General features: G+C 65.6%; 18 protein-coding genes. 11 read left to right on the top strand and 7 right to left on the bottom strand.

Annotated elements, in window-relative coordinates; all coding sequences use genetic code 11:
* Positions 1 to 140 precede the first annotated feature (140 nt).
* Positions 141 to 557: a CHRD domain-containing protein gene (locus tag AC0L3K_RS05295; RefSeq protein ID WP_007602019.1), complete on the bottom strand. Its 417-nt coding sequence runs from the start codon at positions 555 to 557 to the stop codon at positions 141 to 143.
* A 155-nt stretch (positions 558 to 712) separates the two neighbouring features.
* Between AC0L3K_RS05295 and AC0L3K_RS05290 the strand changes: the two genes are divergently transcribed.
* Positions 713 to 1,642: a c-type cytochrome gene (locus AC0L3K_RS05290; RefSeq protein WP_473365513.1), complete on the top strand. Its 930-nt coding sequence runs from the start codon at positions 713 to 715 to the stop codon at positions 1,640 to 1,642.
* A gap of 24 nt (positions 1,643 to 1,666) precedes the next feature.
* Here AC0L3K_RS05290 and AC0L3K_RS05285 read toward each other — a convergent pair whose 3' ends face one another.
* Positions 1,667 to 1,912: an Lrp/AsnC ligand binding domain-containing protein gene (locus AC0L3K_RS05285; protein WP_007602021.1), complete on the bottom strand. Its 246-nt coding sequence runs from the start codon at positions 1,910 to 1,912 to the stop codon at positions 1,667 to 1,669.
* A gap of 129 nt (positions 1,913 to 2,041) precedes the next feature.
* Between AC0L3K_RS05285 and thiD the strand changes: the two genes are divergently transcribed.
* From thiD to AC0L3K_RS05265, 4 genes are all read left to right on the top strand, one after another.
* A complete protein-coding gene (thiD, locus tag AC0L3K_RS05280; RefSeq protein WP_473365512.1) occupies positions 2,042 to 2,842 on the top strand; it encodes a bifunctional hydroxymethylpyrimidine kinase/phosphomethylpyrimidine kinase in 801 nt (266 codons plus the stop codon).
* A gap of 184 nt (positions 2,843 to 3,026) precedes the next feature.
* Complete coding sequence (locus AC0L3K_RS05275; protein ID WP_007602023.1) at positions 3,027 to 3,839, top strand: UDP-2,3-diacylglucosamine diphosphatase; 813 nt, start codon at positions 3,027 to 3,029, stop codon at positions 3,837 to 3,839.
* 13 nt (positions 3,840 to 3,852) lie between these two features.
* Positions 3,853 to 4,896, top strand: coding sequence for a glycosyltransferase family 4 protein (locus tag AC0L3K_RS05270; protein ID WP_354128114.1), 1,044 nt, complete (start codon positions 3,853 to 3,855; stop codon positions 4,894 to 4,896).
* 63 nt (positions 4,897 to 4,959) lie between these two features.
* Entirely contained in the window at positions 4,960 to 5,943 is a 984-nt protein-coding gene (locus AC0L3K_RS05265) for a threonine/serine dehydratase (protein ID WP_035994560.1), read from the top strand.
* 421 nt (positions 5,944 to 6,364) lie between these two features.
* Here the strand turns inward: AC0L3K_RS05265 and AC0L3K_RS05260 are convergent, their stop codons facing one another.
* A complete protein-coding gene (locus AC0L3K_RS05260) occupies positions 6,365 to 8,167 on the bottom strand; it encodes a caspase family protein (RefSeq protein WP_473365511.1) in 1,803 nt (600 codons plus the stop codon).
* Positions 8,168 to 8,331: 164 nt separating this feature from the next.
* On the opposite strand from AC0L3K_RS05260, the gene AC0L3K_RS05255 reads away from it, so the two are divergent.
* Positions 8,332 to 8,775 (top strand): RbsD/FucU family protein, encoded by a 444-nt coding sequence (locus tag AC0L3K_RS05255; RefSeq protein ID WP_354128005.1) that lies wholly within the window; start codon positions 8,332 to 8,334, stop codon positions 8,773 to 8,775.
* Positions 8,776 to 8,805: 30 nt separating this feature from the next.
* Here the strand turns inward: AC0L3K_RS05255 and AC0L3K_RS05250 are convergent, their stop codons facing one another.
* Positions 8,806 to 9,123, bottom strand: coding sequence for an antibiotic biosynthesis monooxygenase family protein (locus AC0L3K_RS05250; RefSeq protein ID WP_219682822.1), 318 nt, complete (start codon positions 9,121 to 9,123; stop codon positions 8,806 to 8,808).
* Between the two features lie 123 nt (positions 9,124 to 9,246).
* Between AC0L3K_RS05250 and AC0L3K_RS05245 the strand changes: the two genes are divergently transcribed.
* The gene (locus AC0L3K_RS05245) at positions 9,247 to 9,606 is read left to right on the top strand and encodes a hypothetical protein (RefSeq protein ID WP_007602029.1); all 360 of its coding nucleotides are present in this window, start codon (positions 9,247 to 9,249) and stop codon (positions 9,604 to 9,606) included.
* Between the two features lie 19 nt (positions 9,607 to 9,625).
* Here AC0L3K_RS05245 and AC0L3K_RS05240 read toward each other — a convergent pair whose 3' ends face one another.
* Both AC0L3K_RS05240 and AC0L3K_RS05235 read right to left on the bottom strand, forming a co-directional pair.
* Positions 9,626 to 9,898 carry a hypothetical protein gene (locus tag AC0L3K_RS05240; protein ID WP_354128006.1) on the bottom strand — a complete coding sequence of 91 codons (273 nt, stop codon included), beginning with the start codon at positions 9,896 to 9,898 and terminating at the stop codon, positions 9,626 to 9,628.
* 90 nt (positions 9,899 to 9,988) lie between these two features.
* Positions 9,989 to 11,383: a hypothetical protein gene (locus tag AC0L3K_RS05235; protein ID WP_473365510.1), complete on the bottom strand. Its 1,395-nt coding sequence runs from the start codon at positions 11,381 to 11,383 to the stop codon at positions 9,989 to 9,991.
* Positions 11,384 to 11,458: 75 nt separating this feature from the next.
* Between AC0L3K_RS05235 and AC0L3K_RS05230 the strand changes: the two genes are divergently transcribed.
* The gene (locus AC0L3K_RS05230) at positions 11,459 to 12,655 is read left to right on the top strand and encodes an MFS transporter (protein WP_354128008.1); all 1,197 of its coding nucleotides are present in this window, start codon (positions 11,459 to 11,461) and stop codon (positions 12,653 to 12,655) included.
* On the opposite strand, the gene dgcA is transcribed toward AC0L3K_RS05230, so the two are convergent.
* Positions 12,625 to 13,620 (bottom strand): N-acetyl-D-Glu racemase DgcA, encoded by a 996-nt coding sequence (gene dgcA / locus AC0L3K_RS05225; RefSeq protein ID WP_473365509.1) that lies wholly within the window; start codon positions 13,618 to 13,620, stop codon positions 12,625 to 12,627. The genes AC0L3K_RS05230 and dgcA overlap by 31 nt on opposite strands.
* A 143-nt stretch (positions 13,621 to 13,763) precedes the next feature.
* Here dgcA and AC0L3K_RS05220 point away from each other — a divergent pair, with 143 nt between their 5' ends.
* From AC0L3K_RS05220 to AC0L3K_RS05210, 3 genes are all read left to right on the top strand, one after another.
* Positions 13,764 to 14,897, top strand: a complete 1,134-nt coding sequence (locus AC0L3K_RS05220) for an MlaE family ABC transporter permease (protein WP_473365508.1) — start codon at positions 13,764 to 13,766, stop codon at positions 14,895 to 14,897.
* Between the two features lie 2 nt (positions 14,898 to 14,899).
* Positions 14,900 to 15,670, top strand: a complete 771-nt coding sequence (locus AC0L3K_RS05215; protein WP_007602036.1) for an ABC transporter ATP-binding protein — start codon at positions 14,900 to 14,902, stop codon at positions 15,668 to 15,670.
* Between the two features lie 16 nt (positions 15,671 to 15,686).
* Positions 15,687 to 16,626 (top strand): MlaD family protein (locus tag AC0L3K_RS05210; RefSeq protein ID WP_473365507.1); only part of this gene is annotated, 940 nt, incomplete at its 3' end.

The raw sequence follows: 16,626 nt of genomic DNA, 5'->3' as shown, positions 1-16,626 counted from the left end.
GGCCCCCGGGGCGCGGGCGGGGGCGGGCCCCCGCCCGGGGGGGGGGGCCGGCCCGGGGGGGGGGCGCCCCCGGGGGGGCCTCCGCCCCCCCCGGGGGGGGGGGGCCCCCCCCCCCCCCCTTTTGCTGGTCTGTGCGAAGTTTACTTCGTCACCTGACCGCGGATCTCGCCGCCCGGATTGGCCGCGGTGTGGATGTTGACGTAGAGCTTGCCGCCGAGCAGATCGGCGGCCTGCGCGTCGGTCAGAGTCGCCGAGCCTTCGGCCGGGCTGGTGGCAGCGCCTGGGATCGGGATCGCGACGCCGGCGTTCTTGCCGGGCTCGGCAGGTCCGTGGAAATGCGCGGCGGTGGCAGGGCCGGACAGGCCGGAATAGGTGACCTTCCAGGACAGCTTCTTGCTGGCGGCGTCGTAGTCCAGATCAGCCGTTCCGGTGCCGCTGCTGGTCGTTGCGGGGACCTCGGACTTGGCGTCGAGTGTTGCTTTCAGCTTTTCCGCGCTGGCCGAACCCGCGAAAGCAACGGCGCCAAGCACTGACATGGCGATGACGATCTTGTTCATGATTTCTCTCCCTGCTGAACCCGTTTGGGCTGCCAAACTTCCAACAGCCGGCATTTCAGTTTATTCCCGTTTCTGGCGGCGGGGGGCTAAATTCTTCGTGGCTGGAGCGGCGAAGACATCGATCATAAGCTTCGCCGCGACCAGGAAAGGACCGCATGTTGCGACGAACAATCTCCGTGGCGCTGCTCGCCGCACTCGCCGCAGCCGGCGTCTATTGGTGGCTCAGCGCGCCGGTGGTGGCGGCCGCCGGCACCGCGCCTGCCCGCGTCCCTGATCTTGCCAATGGCCAGGTGATGTTCAACGCCGGCGGCTGCGCCTCATGCCATGCCGTCCCCGACCAGCCCGATCGTCTCAGGCTCGGCGGCGGCGTCGCGATCAAGTCGCCGTTCGGAACGTTCTACGCGCCGAATATCTCGTCCGATCCGATGGACGGCATCGGCAAATGGAGCGAGGCCGAATTCGTCAACGCGGTGATGCACGGGGTCGCGCCGGACGGGCGGCATTATTTTCCGGCCTTTCCCTACACGTCCTATCAGCACGCCAGGCGCGAGGACGTGCTCGATCTCTTTGCCTATCTGAAAACGCTGCCGGCCGTTGCAGGCAAGGTGCGCGACCACGACGTGCGCTTTCCGTTCAACATCCGGCGCAACGTCGGCATCTGGAAGTTCCTGTTCATGGACGGCAAACCCTTCGTCGCCGACAGCGCGAAGTCGCCGCAGTGGAATCGCGGCGCCTATCTCGTCAACAGTTTTGGCCATTGCGCGGAATGCCACAGCCCGCGCAACGCGCTTGGCGGCATCATCGCCGGACAACGCTTCGCCGGCGGTCCCAATCCGGAAGGCGAGGGATGGGTCCCCAACATCACCCAGAAGGGCATTGGCGAGTGGAGCGCGAAGGATATTGCCTATTTCCTGAAGACCGGCGAATTGCCCGACGGCGACAGCGTCGGCGGCGCGATGACGCGGGTGATCAAGAACACCTCGCAATTGCCGGACGACGATCTCGCGGCGATGGCGGACTATCTCAAATCGCTGCCGCCGGTGGACGGTCCGCCGCGTCCCAAGCGCAAGGAGGGCGGCGCCTGATCAGGCCCGCCCTTTTCCGGACGGTCAACTCGCGCCAAACGCCTTGAAGGTGATGATGGTGAGGGTGTCCTGGATGCCGGGCAGCACCTGCACCTTCTCGTTGACGAAGTGGCCGATATCGGTGTCGTTGTCGACGTAGAACTTCACCAGCAGGTCGTATTGACCGGCCGTGGAATAGATCTCGGAGGCGATCTCGGCTTCGGCAAGCGCATTGGCGACCACATAGGATTGGCCGAGCTTGCATTTGATCTGGACGAAAAAGGGAACCATCGCGGTCACTCCGAAAGCATATCTGGCGGCTAATAGGCCAAACCCGGCCGGATTTAGCAAGCGAACTTGCTGGGTTGAGGCAGGCGCGCTAGGACGGGCCATGGCTTCGAAAACGCGGAAAATCGCCCCATGACGACGCCCGTCGCGCTGACCATTGCCGGCTCCGATTCGAGCGGCGGCGCCGGCATCCAGGCCGACCTGAAGACCTTTGCTGCGCTTGGCGTCTTTGGCGCTTCCGCCATCACGGCGCTGACCGCGCAGAACACCCGCGGCGTCACCGGCATTCACGCGGTGCCCGCCGAATTCGTCACCGCGCAGATCGACGCGGTGTTTTCCGATCTCGAGGTCGGCGCGGTCAAGATCGGGATGGTGGCGCAAGCCGCCAGCATCGATGCGATCGCGGCCGCGCTGTCGCGCTGGGCACCCCGGCATGTCGTGCTCGATCCCGTGATGGTGGCGACATCGGGTGATCGCCTGCTCGCGTCCGAAGCCGTCGACGCGCTGCGCATCAAACTGATGCCGCTGGCCTCGGTGATCACACCCAATCTGCCCGAGGCCGCGGCTCTGCTCGACGAACCGGTCGCGGCCAGCGAGGCTGAGATCGAGAGCCAGGGGCGCCGACTGCTGGCGCTCGGTTGCCGGGCAGTCCTGATCAAGGGCGGGCACGGCGAGGGCGCCGAGAGCATCGACTATCTCGTCGATGCCAGCACCACGATCGCGCTCGGCGCGCCGCGCGTTGCCACTCGCAACACACATGGCACCGGCTGCTCGCTGTCCTCGGCGGTCGCCGCCGGGCTCGCCAGGGGCGAGGATCTCGAGCACGCCGTGCGCAACGCCAAGACCTGGATCAGCGCGGCGATCGCGGCCGCCGACCGCTTCAGCGTCGGTCACGGCCACGGCCCGATCCATCATTTCCACAAATTTTACTGACGCCGCTCGCGAGCGCGCCGCAGTTCCGGGTTCTTGCGGAGGGCGCTGAGGCGCCATGTCGCCTGATTGTCGCATGCGACTGATATTCGCGGGGTGGGCGAGGCAAGCGCGATTCGTATCCGAAGGTGCCTCAAAGGTTCAATTGGTCATCCCCCTGTCACGGGACATTGTTACAGGCTGGCGCATGGGAAGTTACGATGTGAGTGACGAGAGCCCGGAGCGGCGCTTTCGCACGTTGTTCATCTCCGACGTTCATCTCGGAGCCCGCGGTTCTCAAGCCGACCTTCTGCTCGACTTCCTGCGTTTCCATGATGCCGACACGATCTATCTCGTCGGCGACATCGTCGACGGCTGGGCGCTGAAATCGAGCTGGCATTGGCCGCAATCGCATAACGACCTGGTCCAGAAGCTTTTGCGCAAGGCGCGCAAGGGCGCCAAGGTGATCTACATCCCCGGCAATCACGACGAGTTCCTGCGCAACTATTACGGCACGCATTTCGGCGGCATCGACGTGGTCGAGAACACCGTCCACACCGGTGCGGACGGCAAGCGCTATCTCGTCATCCACGGCGACATCTTCGACCTCGTGGTGCAGAACGCACGCTGGCTCGCCCATCTCGGCGACAAGGCCTACGACTTCGCGATCCAGCTCAATCGCTTTGTCAACTTCTTCCGGCGCATGTTCAAGGTGCCCTATTGGTCGCTGTCGCAATGGGCGAAGCAGAAAGTCAAGAACGCCGTCAACTATATCGGCGCGTTCGAGCAGGCGCTCGCCGCCGAGGCGCGGCGCCACGATGCCGACGGCGTGATCTGCGGCCACATCCATTACGCGGTGATCCGCGACGAGGGCGGTATCCGCTACATGAACTGCGGTGACTGGGTCGAGAGCTGCACGGCGCTGGTCGAGCACGACGACGGCCATTTCGAGATCATCACCTGGGCGGACCAGGCCGAGAAGCCGGCACAGGTCCCGCAGGTTGCAGCCAGAGCTGCATGACAAGGGCAGCCTGATGCGCATCCTGGTCGCGACCGACGCCTGGCACCCGCAAGTCAACGGTGTGGTTCGGACGCTGACCAAGCTTGCCGACGCCGCCAAAAGTCTCGACGTCGAATTCTCGTTCCTGACGCCGCAATCGTTCCGCACCTTTGCGATGCCGAGCTATCGTGACGTGCGGCTGGCCATGCCGCGCCCGGGCAGAATCGCGAAGCTGATCGAAGAGGCGCATCCGGACAGCATCCACATCGCGACCGAGGGGCCGATCGGCCTGATGGTCCGCCGCTATTGCCGCCAGCGCAAGCTACCCTTCACGACCAGCTTCCACACCCGCTTTCCCGAATATGTCCGCGCCCGCGTGCCGGTGCCGGGCTCGCTGATCTGGCGGGCGCTGCGCCGATTCCACAGCCCCAGCCGCGCCGTGATGGCGGCAACGCCGGCGCTTGCCTGCGAGCTGACCGAGCGCGGCTTCGACAACGTCGTGCTGTGGCCGCGCGGCGTCGACACCCATTTGTTCCATCCCCGCGCGATTGATCTGTGCCTGCCGGCACCGGTGTTCCTCTCGGTCGGCAGGGTGGCGGTGGAGAAGAATCTCGAGGCGTTCCTCGATCTCGACCTGCCCGGCACCAAGGTAATCGTCGGCGATGGTCCGGCGCGTGTCGCGCTGGAAGAGGCCTATCCGGACGCGATCTTTCTCGGCGAAAAGCACGGCGAGGAGCTGGCGGACATCTACGCGGCCGCCGATGTCTTCGTGTTTCCGAGCAAGACCGACACGTTCGGCCTGGTCCTGCTCGAAGCGCTGGCGAGCGGCCTGCCGGTTGCGGCGTTTCCGGTGAAGGGGCCCCGCGACGTGATCGGCGATGCGCCGGTCGGCGCGCTCGATCACGATCTGCGCAGCGCCTGCTTCGCCGCGCTGGACATCTCCCGGCAGGACTGCGTCGAATTCGCCGCCAACTACACCTGGGAGGCCTCGGCCCGGGCTTTTATCGACAGCATTTTGGCGGTCGGCGCGGTGCTGCCGGGCCGGAACGGGGGGGAGCCGGCGCGATTCGTCGCCTGAGGCCCCAGAATGCTCGCGCGGAGATGCCTTGCCCGCGCCTCATCCGCCGCGATAACATCGGGCATGACAGAACAGCTCCTCCCGATCGGCCCTGCCGATATCGATGCCGCAGCCCGCGTGATCGCACCCTTCGCCGTCCGCACCCCGCTGTTGTCCTTTCCCGTGCTCAACGAACGCGTCGGCGCAAAGGTCTATCTCAAGCCGGAGATGCTCCAGCGCACCGGCTCGTTCAAGTTCCGCGGTGCCTTCAATAAGGTCGCCTCGATCCCGCAGGACAAGCGCGCCGGCGGCGTGGTCGCGTTCTCCTCCGGAAACCATGCCCAAGGCGTGGCGGCGGCGGCAAAAATTCTCGACATGCAGGCGACCATCGTGATGCCGGCGGATGCGCCGTTGTCGAAGCGCGAGCGCACCAAATCGTATGGTGCCGAAGTCGTGCTGTACGACCGCGACCGCGACGACCGCGAGGCGATCTCGCGCGGCATCGCCGAGAAGCGCGGTGCGACGCTGGTCAGGCCCTATGACGATCCCTTCGTGATCGCCGGCCAAGGCACCGCCGGCCGCGAGATCGCCGAGGACATGGCGGCGCTCGGCCTCGCGCCTGACATCGTGGTGGCGCCGGCCTCCGGCGGCGGCCTGATCGCGGGCGTTGCGACGGCCGTGAAGGCGCGCTATCCGCTGGCGCAAATCGTCGTCGCCGAACCCGAGGCTTTCGACGATCACGGCCTGTCCCTGACCGCAGGTCATCGCGAGCCGCACGGGCCGGCAGGCCGCACCATCTGCGATGCGCTGATGGCCCTGATCCCCGGCGAGATGACGTTCGCGATCAACAGCAAGCTGCTCGCGCGCGGCGTGACCGCGTCGGACAAGGAAGTCGGCGCGGCCGTCGCGTTTGCCTATCGCGAGCTGAAGCTCGTGGTCGAACCGGGCGGAGCGGTCGGCCTGGCCGCGCTGCTTGCGGGGCGACTTGATGTTGCCGGCAAGAATGTCGTCATCGTGCTCTCCGGCGGCAATGTCGACGCTGATTTGTTTGCGGAGCTGGTGGCCTAAGAGCAGTTTCCCTGTGGCCATCCTTCGAGATGCCCGCTTTGGCGCGCTCCTCAGGATGAGGACGGAGTGCGCGGCAGCAGCTTCAATCGGCCCCGACGCCGATTAGCCTCATCCTGAGGAGACTGCGAAGCGGTCGTCTCGAAGGACGGGGCGCGCGCTCAGACCGCGCCAAGTGCTGATCATGTCTACTCCCCAATATGAAGAAGGGCAGAGCGTCACCGCTCTGCCCCTTCCGTATTTGTCGTTTGGTGAATTCGAAGTTGCCGCTTGCTCGGTGCAACCTCTCCCGCTTGCGGGGGAGGTCGGTGCGAAGCGCCGGGAGGGGGCTCTTTCCCTCTTGGGGATCTTCGATTGTGGAAGCACCCTCTCCCCAACCCTCCCCCGCTTGCGGGGGAGGGAGCGCACCTCCTTGTTCGCATGATCAGTGCATGAAGCCGCGGTGGTTGTTGCCGCCGTTGCCACCCTGGCTCTGGTTCATCGACTGCCGGAAGTTGTTGCCGGCATTGTTGACCATGCGATTGGTCTCGTTGAACTGCGGGCGGTTGCTGTTCTGCACCTGCACCTTGTTCACCGGGTTGTTGTTGATCTTCGCGCCGTTGTTGATGCGGATCGGGGTGTTCTGGGTCTGAACGTTGACGGGCTTCGCATCGATGGTCGTCCCGCTCTTGCCGACATTCACCGGCATGCTCACGATCTTGCCAGGATTGCCATTGGTTGTGCCGTTGGCAGTACCGTTCTGCGTATTGTTGGTCGCAGGCAGCGTCACGATTTTGCCGATGCCGCCATTGTTGTTGGTGGTGTTAGTCGGCGCAGGCAAGGTGACGATCTTGCCCGGGGTCTGCGACGGCGTGCCGTTCTGCTGGTTGCGCTGGTTGTTGCCCGCCGGCAGGTTGACGATCTGGCCGCCATTGCCGAACTTGCCGATGCCGTTGTTGTCACCCGACTTCTGCACGATCGGCAAATTGCCGTTCACTTGCGCACCACCATTACCCTGCTGCAACGGCATGTATTTGGGCTGGCCGAGGTTGCCGATCTTGAAGGTCGGAGCGATATTCTGCGGCGCCAGGAATTTGGTCGCCTGCATCAAGGGGATCTGCTTCGGCTGCATCTGGAGCTTGAGCGCGACCTGCGCATAGGGCGTGTTGCCGTAGCTGTCGTAGAAGTTCTTGTAGCCGAGCGGCGAATTCGCGAGCACCGCCTTGTGCCAGGCCTGCGTGAGCAGCAGGTTCTTGAGCAGCCAGCGGACGTGATCGCACAGCGGGTCGTGCGGATACATCTGGATGAACTCCTGATAGTACTCAGGCCGGCCCTCGGACACGACGTAGTCATAGGCCTGGCGGGTTGAGCGGCTCGGCAGATTGGAAGCCATCTGCACGACAGGCGCATTCACCGGCGCGCGGTTGGCGGCAACGGCGGTGTCGCCGAAGAAGGTGAAGTCGGACGTCAGCGACGAGCTCTCCCACGGGATCTGCGCGCCGCTGGTGGTCTGGTTCACTTCGAGGCGCACGCGCTTGAACAGCTGCTCGATCGGCACGTTGGGCTCGCGCGCGACGTTCAGGAAGGCCTGCGTATAGGGGCTGTGGCCGCCGGTGCCGTCCTGCGCTTCCGCGCCCGGCGCGGTCGAATAGCCGACGATCGAACCATTCGGGGCATCGACGATGGCCAAGCCGCGGCCGGCGTCGTTCACGTTCGGGAACGGGTTGTTGCGGCAGGCGTCGAGGATGACGATGCGCATGCGGCTCGGGATCGTCTCCAGCGTCGACATCACGTCGACCAGGCGGACGGAGTTGTTGACGAGCTCGGTCTGGCTTGAGACCTTGGCGTCGACGGGAACGAGGTAGTTCTCGCCGGCGAGCTGCACGCCGTGACCGGCGTAGTAGACCATCGCCACCGTGTTCGGACCGCGCGCCGACACTTTGGCGGAGAAGTCCTGCACCACGCGAAGCATGTCGTTCTGGGTCAGGTCGGTCGCGGCGACCACTTCGAACCCGGCCGAGTTCAGGAACTTCGCCATCGAGTCCGCGTCATTGTCGGGGTTGGCGAGCTGCGGCGCGTTCTGGTAGTTCGAATTGCCGATCACCAGCGCCACGCGCTGTTCCGGGCCTTGCAGCGCGGTGGGGGCCGGCTCGACCGGGGCGACTTGCGCGGAAACAGGCCCGCAGGCGAAGCCGAACAGGCTTCCCAGCAGGCTTGCCGTCATCAGGAAAGGTTTTAGGCGGAACATGGCGTGCTCCTTTGGCACTGATCTCGATACGAGATTGGTTGCCGGCAAGCTTGGCCGCGTTCGAGTTTGAGGTCCGTGATCGCCATCACCATGGTAGGCTGCGTGATCTGAATCACGCTTGGAACCCGCAAAGGTGGGTGCACGATGGGAGGACAGTCCGTCACATGCTGAAATCGATCGATCCGATCCTCACGCCAGATCTGCTCTGGCTGCTGGCGTCCATGGGCCATGGCGACGATCTCGCTTTCGTCGATGCCAATCACCCCTCGGCGCGCATCGCGCAGAGCACGCATTCGCAGCGCCTGATCCAGTTGCCGGGCATCAGCATGCAGACCGCGATTCGCGCCATCATGTCGGTCTATCCGCTCGACGATTTCGATCCCGATCCGGTCCGCGTGATGATGCCGGTCGACGATCCCAGCCGCGTCCCCGACGTGCAGCGCACGGTGCTCGCGGAGATCGAGCGTGCCGCCGGCCGGCCCGTCACGCCCGGAAAACTCTCGCGGTCGGATTTTTATCGCGCGGCGGCGGCGAGCTTTGGCGTCGTACAGGTGGGCGACAGCAGCAGTTACGGATGCTTCCTGATCAGGAAGGGTGTGATCAGCTAGCAGCGCGCGATCGAATGATGCGGGACGGCGTCACGCGTGCTCGAATGGTCCGACCTCGCGGATCACCTTGCAGATCTGCAGGAAGCCGCTGGCGTAGAACTCGGCATGTCCCCGCTTCATCGTCTCGACATGTTCGGGGTGAGTGCGCCAGGCTTCGAGCGCTTCCTCCGAGGCAAAACGGAACACGGTGAGCTCCTCGCCGTCCTCGGCCTTGAACGACTTGACCGACACAAAGCCGGGAAGACGGCTGACGATGTCGTACATGCGCGCGCCGAGCCGGTCGTGTTCGTCGACAGAGGCGCCGTCACGCAATTGCAGATCGCCAATGACAATCACTTCGCCAATCATGTTTCCTTGACCCTCGGTGATGGATTTCCGTTCCCGATCTCTTCGGTTTCGCGATGGGCTTTGTTACATCGCCCACCCGAATTTTGAATGGCCTGCCGGCATCCGACTGTCTATGGTCGGTCCATGTCGCGCTTTATGTGTCTATCTGTCGCTATCGTCCTATCGCTGCTGCCGGCTGTCGCGCCGGCTGCTTCAATCCAAAAGCGTCCCAAGCAAGCCTGGCATGGCTACGGCTTCCTGCCGGGCTATCGCCAGCCGCTGAGCAACAGCATTCCGCTCTATAAGCAGAAGGAAGCGATGCGGCGGATGTCGCCTAGCGACCGACGCCATTGGTACATCGATCCAGTTCCGCAATATTACGGCTGGGATGGTGAGTGGCGCTATTTCGGCCGGCCCGGCTTCGGCGGCGGCCGCTACAATGGCGGCAGTTTTGGCCCGTGCTGGACGCGAACGCCGATCGGCGCGGTGTGGAATTGCGGGTGATCGGCTGAGCGCGCAGCGGCTAGGGGAAGCTGCAGACGACCTCGATCAGGCCGACGATTGCGGTATTGAAGGCATCGAGGTCTTCGGCCGGAATCCAGTACTCCAGATGTGAGCGGCCCGCCTCCTGCACGTCGTTCTTCGCGATGAAGCTGCGCTCGACAGCAAAGCGCGTCACGAAGCCCGCGCCGCTCGCCGGGACATTCCAGTCGCGCGCGATCTTGATGGCGTAGTCTTCGGTCAAGACTGGATAGAAGATCGGCTGGTCGGGCAGGCGCGGCGGAAACGCGCGCATGCCCGTTTGCTGGATCAGCTCCAGCTCTTTCGGCCGACGGGACGCCAGAGAATGAGCGTGTCTTCGATGGAGGACATAGCTGCGTGCCCCTTACGAGAAGAACGCGATCTTCTCGGCCTGGGTCATGCGGCGGATTGGCGCCATGGGATCGTTGGCGGCGGCGCGGGGCTTTTGCAGGATGCCGCTGGCGAGGATAGTGGCGCCAAGTGAGGCTTCCGAAACCGGCGACGTCATCGGCAGCGTCGTGGCCTGCGCCGCGCCGAATGTCGCGGTGGCCGCCATGACCGGCGCCGGCTGCTCCATCACTTCGGCGGCGGCTTCCGCAATGGCGTTGGTGAGGCGCGCCAGCGATTCCAGCGCGATCGGCGCTTCCTCTACAGGCTCCTCCACCACCGCTGCGGCGGAGACTGGCTCGGCTGCGGCCGGCTCCGGTGCGATCGGCTCCGGTATCTCGGCTGCGATGGGCGCTGCGGCCTCCGCAACCACCGGTTCCGGAACGGTCGCTTCCATCTCGACCGGTTCGATGATCTCGTCGAATTCCGGATCGGGCGCGGCCATCTCCAGCGCAATGGCCTCGAGGATGGCTTCGTCCTCGGCTTCGGCGGCCGCATCGAGGGAAAATTCGTCCGTCACCTCCACGAAGGCCTCAGTGGCCGGCTCTTCAAAAGCGGCGGCTTCAGGTGCGATCAGGTTCTCGCCGACGGTCTCCGGCTTGAGCGCGGCGTCCATCGCCTGCTCCGCAACCGAGAATGCCTCGGCGACGCCGGCCGCTTCCACGGCGGCTTCGGGCTTGATCGCCTCTGCGATGTCCTGCGGCGCCTCCGTAAAAGCCACGGCTGCTTCGCTGGCCATCGCTGCAGGCGCGGCCTCCGCCAGCGGAGCTTCCGCAACGGGCGACGGTGTCTCCTGCACCGGAGCCGGCGAGGGGCGCGCGGCCTGCGGCGTTGCGTCAGCGTCGGTCTGGTCGATCCGGTCCTTGAGCAGGTCGAATGCGGCCTTGAGGTCGGCGCGGGGGTCGATGGTCGAAACCTGCGCGCAGGCCGCCTCGATGGACGCGAGCTGCGAATCAATCAGGTCGCAGATTCGCCCGTCGGCGCCGATCTCGCGCCAGCGCCAGGAGATCTCCCTGATGATGCGCAGGCCGCGCGGAATCGGCGCGAGGCTCGCCTCGATCGCCCCGGGATCGAACGCCGCGATCGCAATCGTCTCGGCTTCGCGGATCGCGTGCCGGATCGCGATCAGCGCCTCGGGCAGGCGGTCCTCGACGACGGGTTGGCGCTGTGCTGCAAGGGTTTCTTCGATTTTCGCGACCGCGTCGAGCACCATGCGGGTATCGGCATTGCGGTTGCGCTTGGCGTATTCGCCGAGGAACCAGCGGCCGCGCGCGGTCTCCATGAAGGCTTCGCGGATCGCGTCGTAATCCTGCTCGTTCGGCTCGGCCGCACGGGCAGACATAGGCGAGAGGGCGAATGCTTCGTTGGCCATGTCAATCTCGTCGCGCAAATCACCGCGCGTTACAGTAACGATCACCACGATATCAACCGAATCGCAATTGGTTTGATGGCAGGCGAATCACAAATCCCCATCGCAGCAGCTCAGAAGCGGCGATTCGCCGTGAGCCTCGCGCTGTTCTATTCGGCCGTGTTCGCGGTCTCGGGTACGCATCTGCCATTCTTTCCGGTCTGGCTGAAGGCGATCGGCATCGACGCGGCCTGGATCGGCCTCATCAACGCGCTGCCGGCGATCACGCGCTTCACCACGCTGCCGCAGATCACCGCCTTTGCCGAAAAGCGACATGCGATTCGCGCCGGCATGATGATCTCCGTGCTGGCGACGGCGATCGGGTTCACGGCGGTCGGCTTGCAGCAGCAGCCGCTGGCGCTGTTCCTGATCTATGCGCTGACCTGCATGATGTGGACGCCGACCATGCCGCTGACCGACGCCTATGCGCTGCGTGGTGTCGCCCGCTACGGCCTCGATTACGGGCCGGTGCGGCTGTGGGGCTCGGCAGCTTTCGCGGCCGGCTCGCTCGCCTGCGGCTATCTCGTAGACCGCATCGCGGCGCGCGATCTGATCTGGATCATCGTCGCCTGGGCCGTGATTGCGGTCGCCGCCGGCATGCTGCTGCAGCCGCTGGACGATGTCAGGCGACGGGCGATTGCGGTGCACGCCGGCAAGGCGCTGCTGCGCGATGCCGGCTTCTGGGCCATCATCGTTTCGGCCGCGCTGATCCAGGGCAGTCACGTCGCGTATTATACGTTCTCGGCCATCAACTGGCAGGCCCACGGCCTCGGCGGGCTGACGATCGCGGGGCTCTGGACGTTGGGCGTCATCGCCGAGATCATCGTGTTCGCGCTATCGCCGCGCTTCTCGCTGCACCCGTCCTCGCTCATGGCGATCGGGGGCGCAAGCGCGGTCGTGCGCTGGGTCGTCACCGCATATGATCCGCCGCTTGCGCTGCTGGCGATCGTGCAACTCGGCCACGGCCTGACCTTCGGGATGACGATCCTCGGCACCATGAGTCTTCTGGTGCAGCGGGTGCCGTCGCATCAGATCGCGCGGGGGCAGGGCTATTACGCCGCATGCAACGGGCTGTTAGGTGCGACCACCTCGATCGCGTCAGGCGCGATCTACGCTCGCATCGGCGACGGTCTGTATTACGTCATGGCCGCGATGGCCGCGGCCGGTGCGCTCGTGATCTGGTTGGCGCGGCACCGGCTCAAAGCTCATCCCCACAGCGAGGCATCAGGCGGATAGACCAGGCTGTCGTCGTAACGAAGGCCATGATCGCGGTCGTGCGCCAGCAGCAGCGGACCGTCGAGATCGACGAAGCGCGCCTGCGGCGTCACCAGCATCGCCGGCGCCATCGACAGCGAGGTTGCGACCATGCAGCCGATCATGATTTCGAAGCCGAGCGTCTGAGCGGCGTCGGCCATGGCCAGCGCCTCGGTGAGGCCGCCGGTCTTGTCGAGCTTGATGTTCACGGCGTCGTAGCGCTCGCGGAGCGACGCCAGCGAAGAGCGGTCGTGCACGCTCTCGTCGGCGCAGACCACCAGTGGCCGCTTGATCCGGGCCAGCGCGTCGTCCTTTCCGGCCGGCAGCGGCTGCTCGACCAGGGTGACGCCGACGGCCTCGCAGGCCGCAAGATTGTGCTCCAGATTGGCCTCGGTCCAGGCCTCGTTGGCATCCACGATCAGTTCGGATTCGGGAGCGGCCTTGCGCACCGCGGCGATCCGCTCCCCGTCGCCGTTGCCGCCGAGCTTGATCTTGAGCAGCGGCCGGTGCGCCGCTTTGGCGGTCGCCGCCGCCATGGCCTCGGGCGTGCCCAGCGAGATCGTGTAGGCCGTGGTGCGCTCGCCCGGCGACGGGCGGTCGAGCAGGCTCCAGGCCCGCAAGCCGGCCGCCTTGGCTTCCAGATCAATCAGGGCACAATCCAGGGCATTGCGAGCCGCTCCGGGCGGCATGGCGGCCTGCAGGGCCTGGCGGGTGAGGCCGCCGGCCACGGCCTCCCGCATGGCCTGGATGGCGGCAAGGGTCGCCTCGGCCGTCTCGCCATAGCGGGAATAGGGCACGCATTCGCCGCGGCCGGTCAGGGCGTCCCGGCTGACCTCGGCCACGACGGTGACGGCCTCGGTCTTGGCGCCCCGGCTGATGGTGAAACTGCCTGCGATGGGAAAGCGCTCGATTCGCGCGCCGAGAACCGGAACTTTGCTGGAAGTCATTTTGAACTCTGGCGAAATCTGAACCTGCTGGTTACCTGTGGCAACTAAGGTTAACCAGTTGGGGATACCTTCTCCGGGTAAGGGCGCGTGCGCAACCATCTGATTTCAACCGTTTCTCGCGCCCCGGCACGGGAGCGGACATCTTGAACGGCGATCCGAAGCTGGAACGGATTGCGAAGGGCAATGCGCTGGCACTCTGCGCCACCGGAACCTGGACCGCGAGCTTCGCGCCGGTCCTGGAGCGGATGGTGGCTGACGCCGAGAAGCTCGCCGGCGGCCCACAAAGCATCTTCATCGACGTTTCCGAGGTCTCCAAGCTCGACACCTTTGGCGCCTGGCTGATCGAGCGGCTGCGCCGCAGCCTGACGCAGGGCGCCGTCGAGGCGCAGATCGCCGGCCTTTCCGCCAATTATTCGAGCCTCGTGGACGAGGTGCGGCGGGTCAGGGCGACGCCCGTCATCGACACCAGCACGATCACCATCACCGGCATGCTGGAGCAGATCGGCCGGACCGTGGCCGGTGTTGCCGGCACGGTGGCAGGCCTGATCGACATGCTCGGCGCGGTGCTCGCGGCGGTCGCGCGCACCCTGATTCACCCGCGCTCGTTCCGCCTGACCTCGACCGTGCATCATCTCGAGCAGGTCTGCTGGCGCGCGGTGCCGATCGTGGTGCTGATCACCTTCCTGATCGGCTGCATCATCGCCCAGCAGGGCATCTTCCATTTCCGCAGGTTCGGCGCCGACATCTTCGTCGTCGACATGCTCGGCGTGCTGGTGTTGCGCGAGATCGGCGTGTTGCTGGTCGCGATCATGGTCGCGGGCCGCTCGGGCAGCGCCTACACGGCCGAGCTCGGCTCGATGAAGATGCGCGAAGAGATCGACGCGCTGCGCACCATGGGCTTCGATCCGATCGAGGTGCTGGTGCTGCCGCGCATGCTGGCGCTGGTGCTAGCGCTGCCGATCCTGGCCTTCCTCGGCGCGATGGCCGCGCTCTATGGCGGCGGTCTCGTCGCCTGGCTCTATGGCGGCGTCGATCCCGAAGCCTTCCTGCTGCGCCTGCGCGACGCCATCTCGATCGACCATTTCATCGTCGGCATCGTCAAGGCGCCGGTGATGGCCGCGGTGATCGGCATCGTCGCCTGCGTCGAGGGCCTCGCCGTGCAGGGCAGCGCGGAATCGCTCGGACAGCACACGACGGCGTCGGTGGTGAAGGGCATCTTCTTCGTCATCGTCATGGATGGCGTGTTCGCCATCTTCTTCGCCTCGATCGGGATGTGACGATGGCAGGCGAGATCCAGAACCCCATCATCCGCGTCCGCGACATCACCGTGCAGTTCGGCGCGACGCGCGTGCTCGACGGGCTCGACCTCGATGTCAAGCGCGGCGAGATTCTTGGCTTCGTCGGTCCTTCCGGCGCGGGCAAGTCCGTGCTGACACGCACCATCATCGGCCTCGTGCCCAAGGTCGCAGGCAGCATCGAGGTGTTCGGCGTCGATCTGGATGCCTCCAATACGTCGCAGCGTCGCAACGTGGAGCGGCGCTGGGGCGTGCTGTTTCAGCAGGGCGCGCTGTTCTCCTCGCTCACGGTGCGGCAGAACATCCAGTTTCCGATGCGCGAATATCTGCGGGTGTCGCAACGGCTGATGGACGAGATCACCATCGCCAAGCTCACCATGGTGGGTCTCAAGCCCGAAGTGGCCGATCGCTTTCCCTCGGAACTATCGGGCGGCATGGTCAAGCGCGTGGCGCTCGCCCGCGCGCTGTCGCTCGATCCGGACCTCGTGTTCCTGGACGAGCCGACCTCGGGCCTCGACCCGATCGGCGCCGGCGACTTCGACGAGCTGGTCAGGACGCTGCAGCGCACTTTGGGGCTGACGGTTTTCATGGTAACGCACGACCTCGATAGCCTTTACACAGCATGTGACCGCATCGCCGTTTTAGGCAACGGTAAGATCATTGCGGCAGGCTCGATCGCCGACATGCAGGCCTCGCAGCATCCCTGGCTGAGGCAATATTTCCATGGCAAGCGCGCTCGCGCGGTGATGGGCTGAGGTGCCGGAGTAGCTGATGGAAACGCGCGCAAATTACGTGCTGATCGGATCGTTCACGCTGGCGGTGATCGCCGCCGCGATCGGCTTCGTGCTGTGGTTTCAGTCGTTGCATACCACCAAGCAGCGCAGCCCCTTGCGCGTCGTGTTCGAGGGCCCGGCCGCGGGCCTGCGCAACGGTGGCAGCGTCAATTTTAACGGTATCCGGGTGGGCGAGGTGGTCTCGGTGAAGCTCGACAACCCGCGGCGGGTTGTCGCACTCGCCATGGTCGAGAACAACGCCCCGATCCGCAAGGACACCCTGGTCGGCCTCGAATTCCAGGGCCTGACCGGCGTCGCCGCGATCTCGCTCAAGGGCGGCGAGGAGGCAGCGCCCGCGCCGCCGCTCGACGAGGACGGCATCCCCACGCTGACGGCCGATCCCAACAAGCTCCAGGACGTCACCGAGGCGATCCGCGGCACGCTGCAGAACATCAACAAGATCGTCGCCGACAATCAGGAATCGGTGAAGAACTCGCTGAAGAATCTCGAGACCTTCACCAACTCGCTCGCCCGCAACTCGGAGAAGATCGACGGCGTGATGGCCAAGGTCGACGGCGTCATGCTCAAGGCCGACAGCCTCATGCTCGGCCTCAACACGCTCGCCGGCGGCAAGGACGGCGGCGAGCTGTTTCTGGCGGTGAAGTCGATCCGCGAACTGGCGGACGATTTCGACAAGCGCTCCGGCGCCCTGATGACCGACGGTCGCCGCACGCTCGGCGACATCAGCCGCGCGGTCAACAATTTCGACCGCAACCCGACCCGCGTCCTGTTCGGCGCCAGCAACAGCGCGGCGCCGGCGGGGGCGGGGGCGCCCCCCGCCCCCCCCCCCCCCGCCGGGGCGGGGGGGGGGGGGGGGGGTGGGGGCCCCCATTGGTGCGGGGGCCAGCCCGGGGCCCGACCCCGCGGGGCCACGCGTG

The organism is Bradyrhizobium sp. MI1.10, assembly GCF_055811035.1.
Note: the sequence above shows the minus strand (reverse complement) of the source record. Positions and strands in the feature narration are given on the sequence as shown.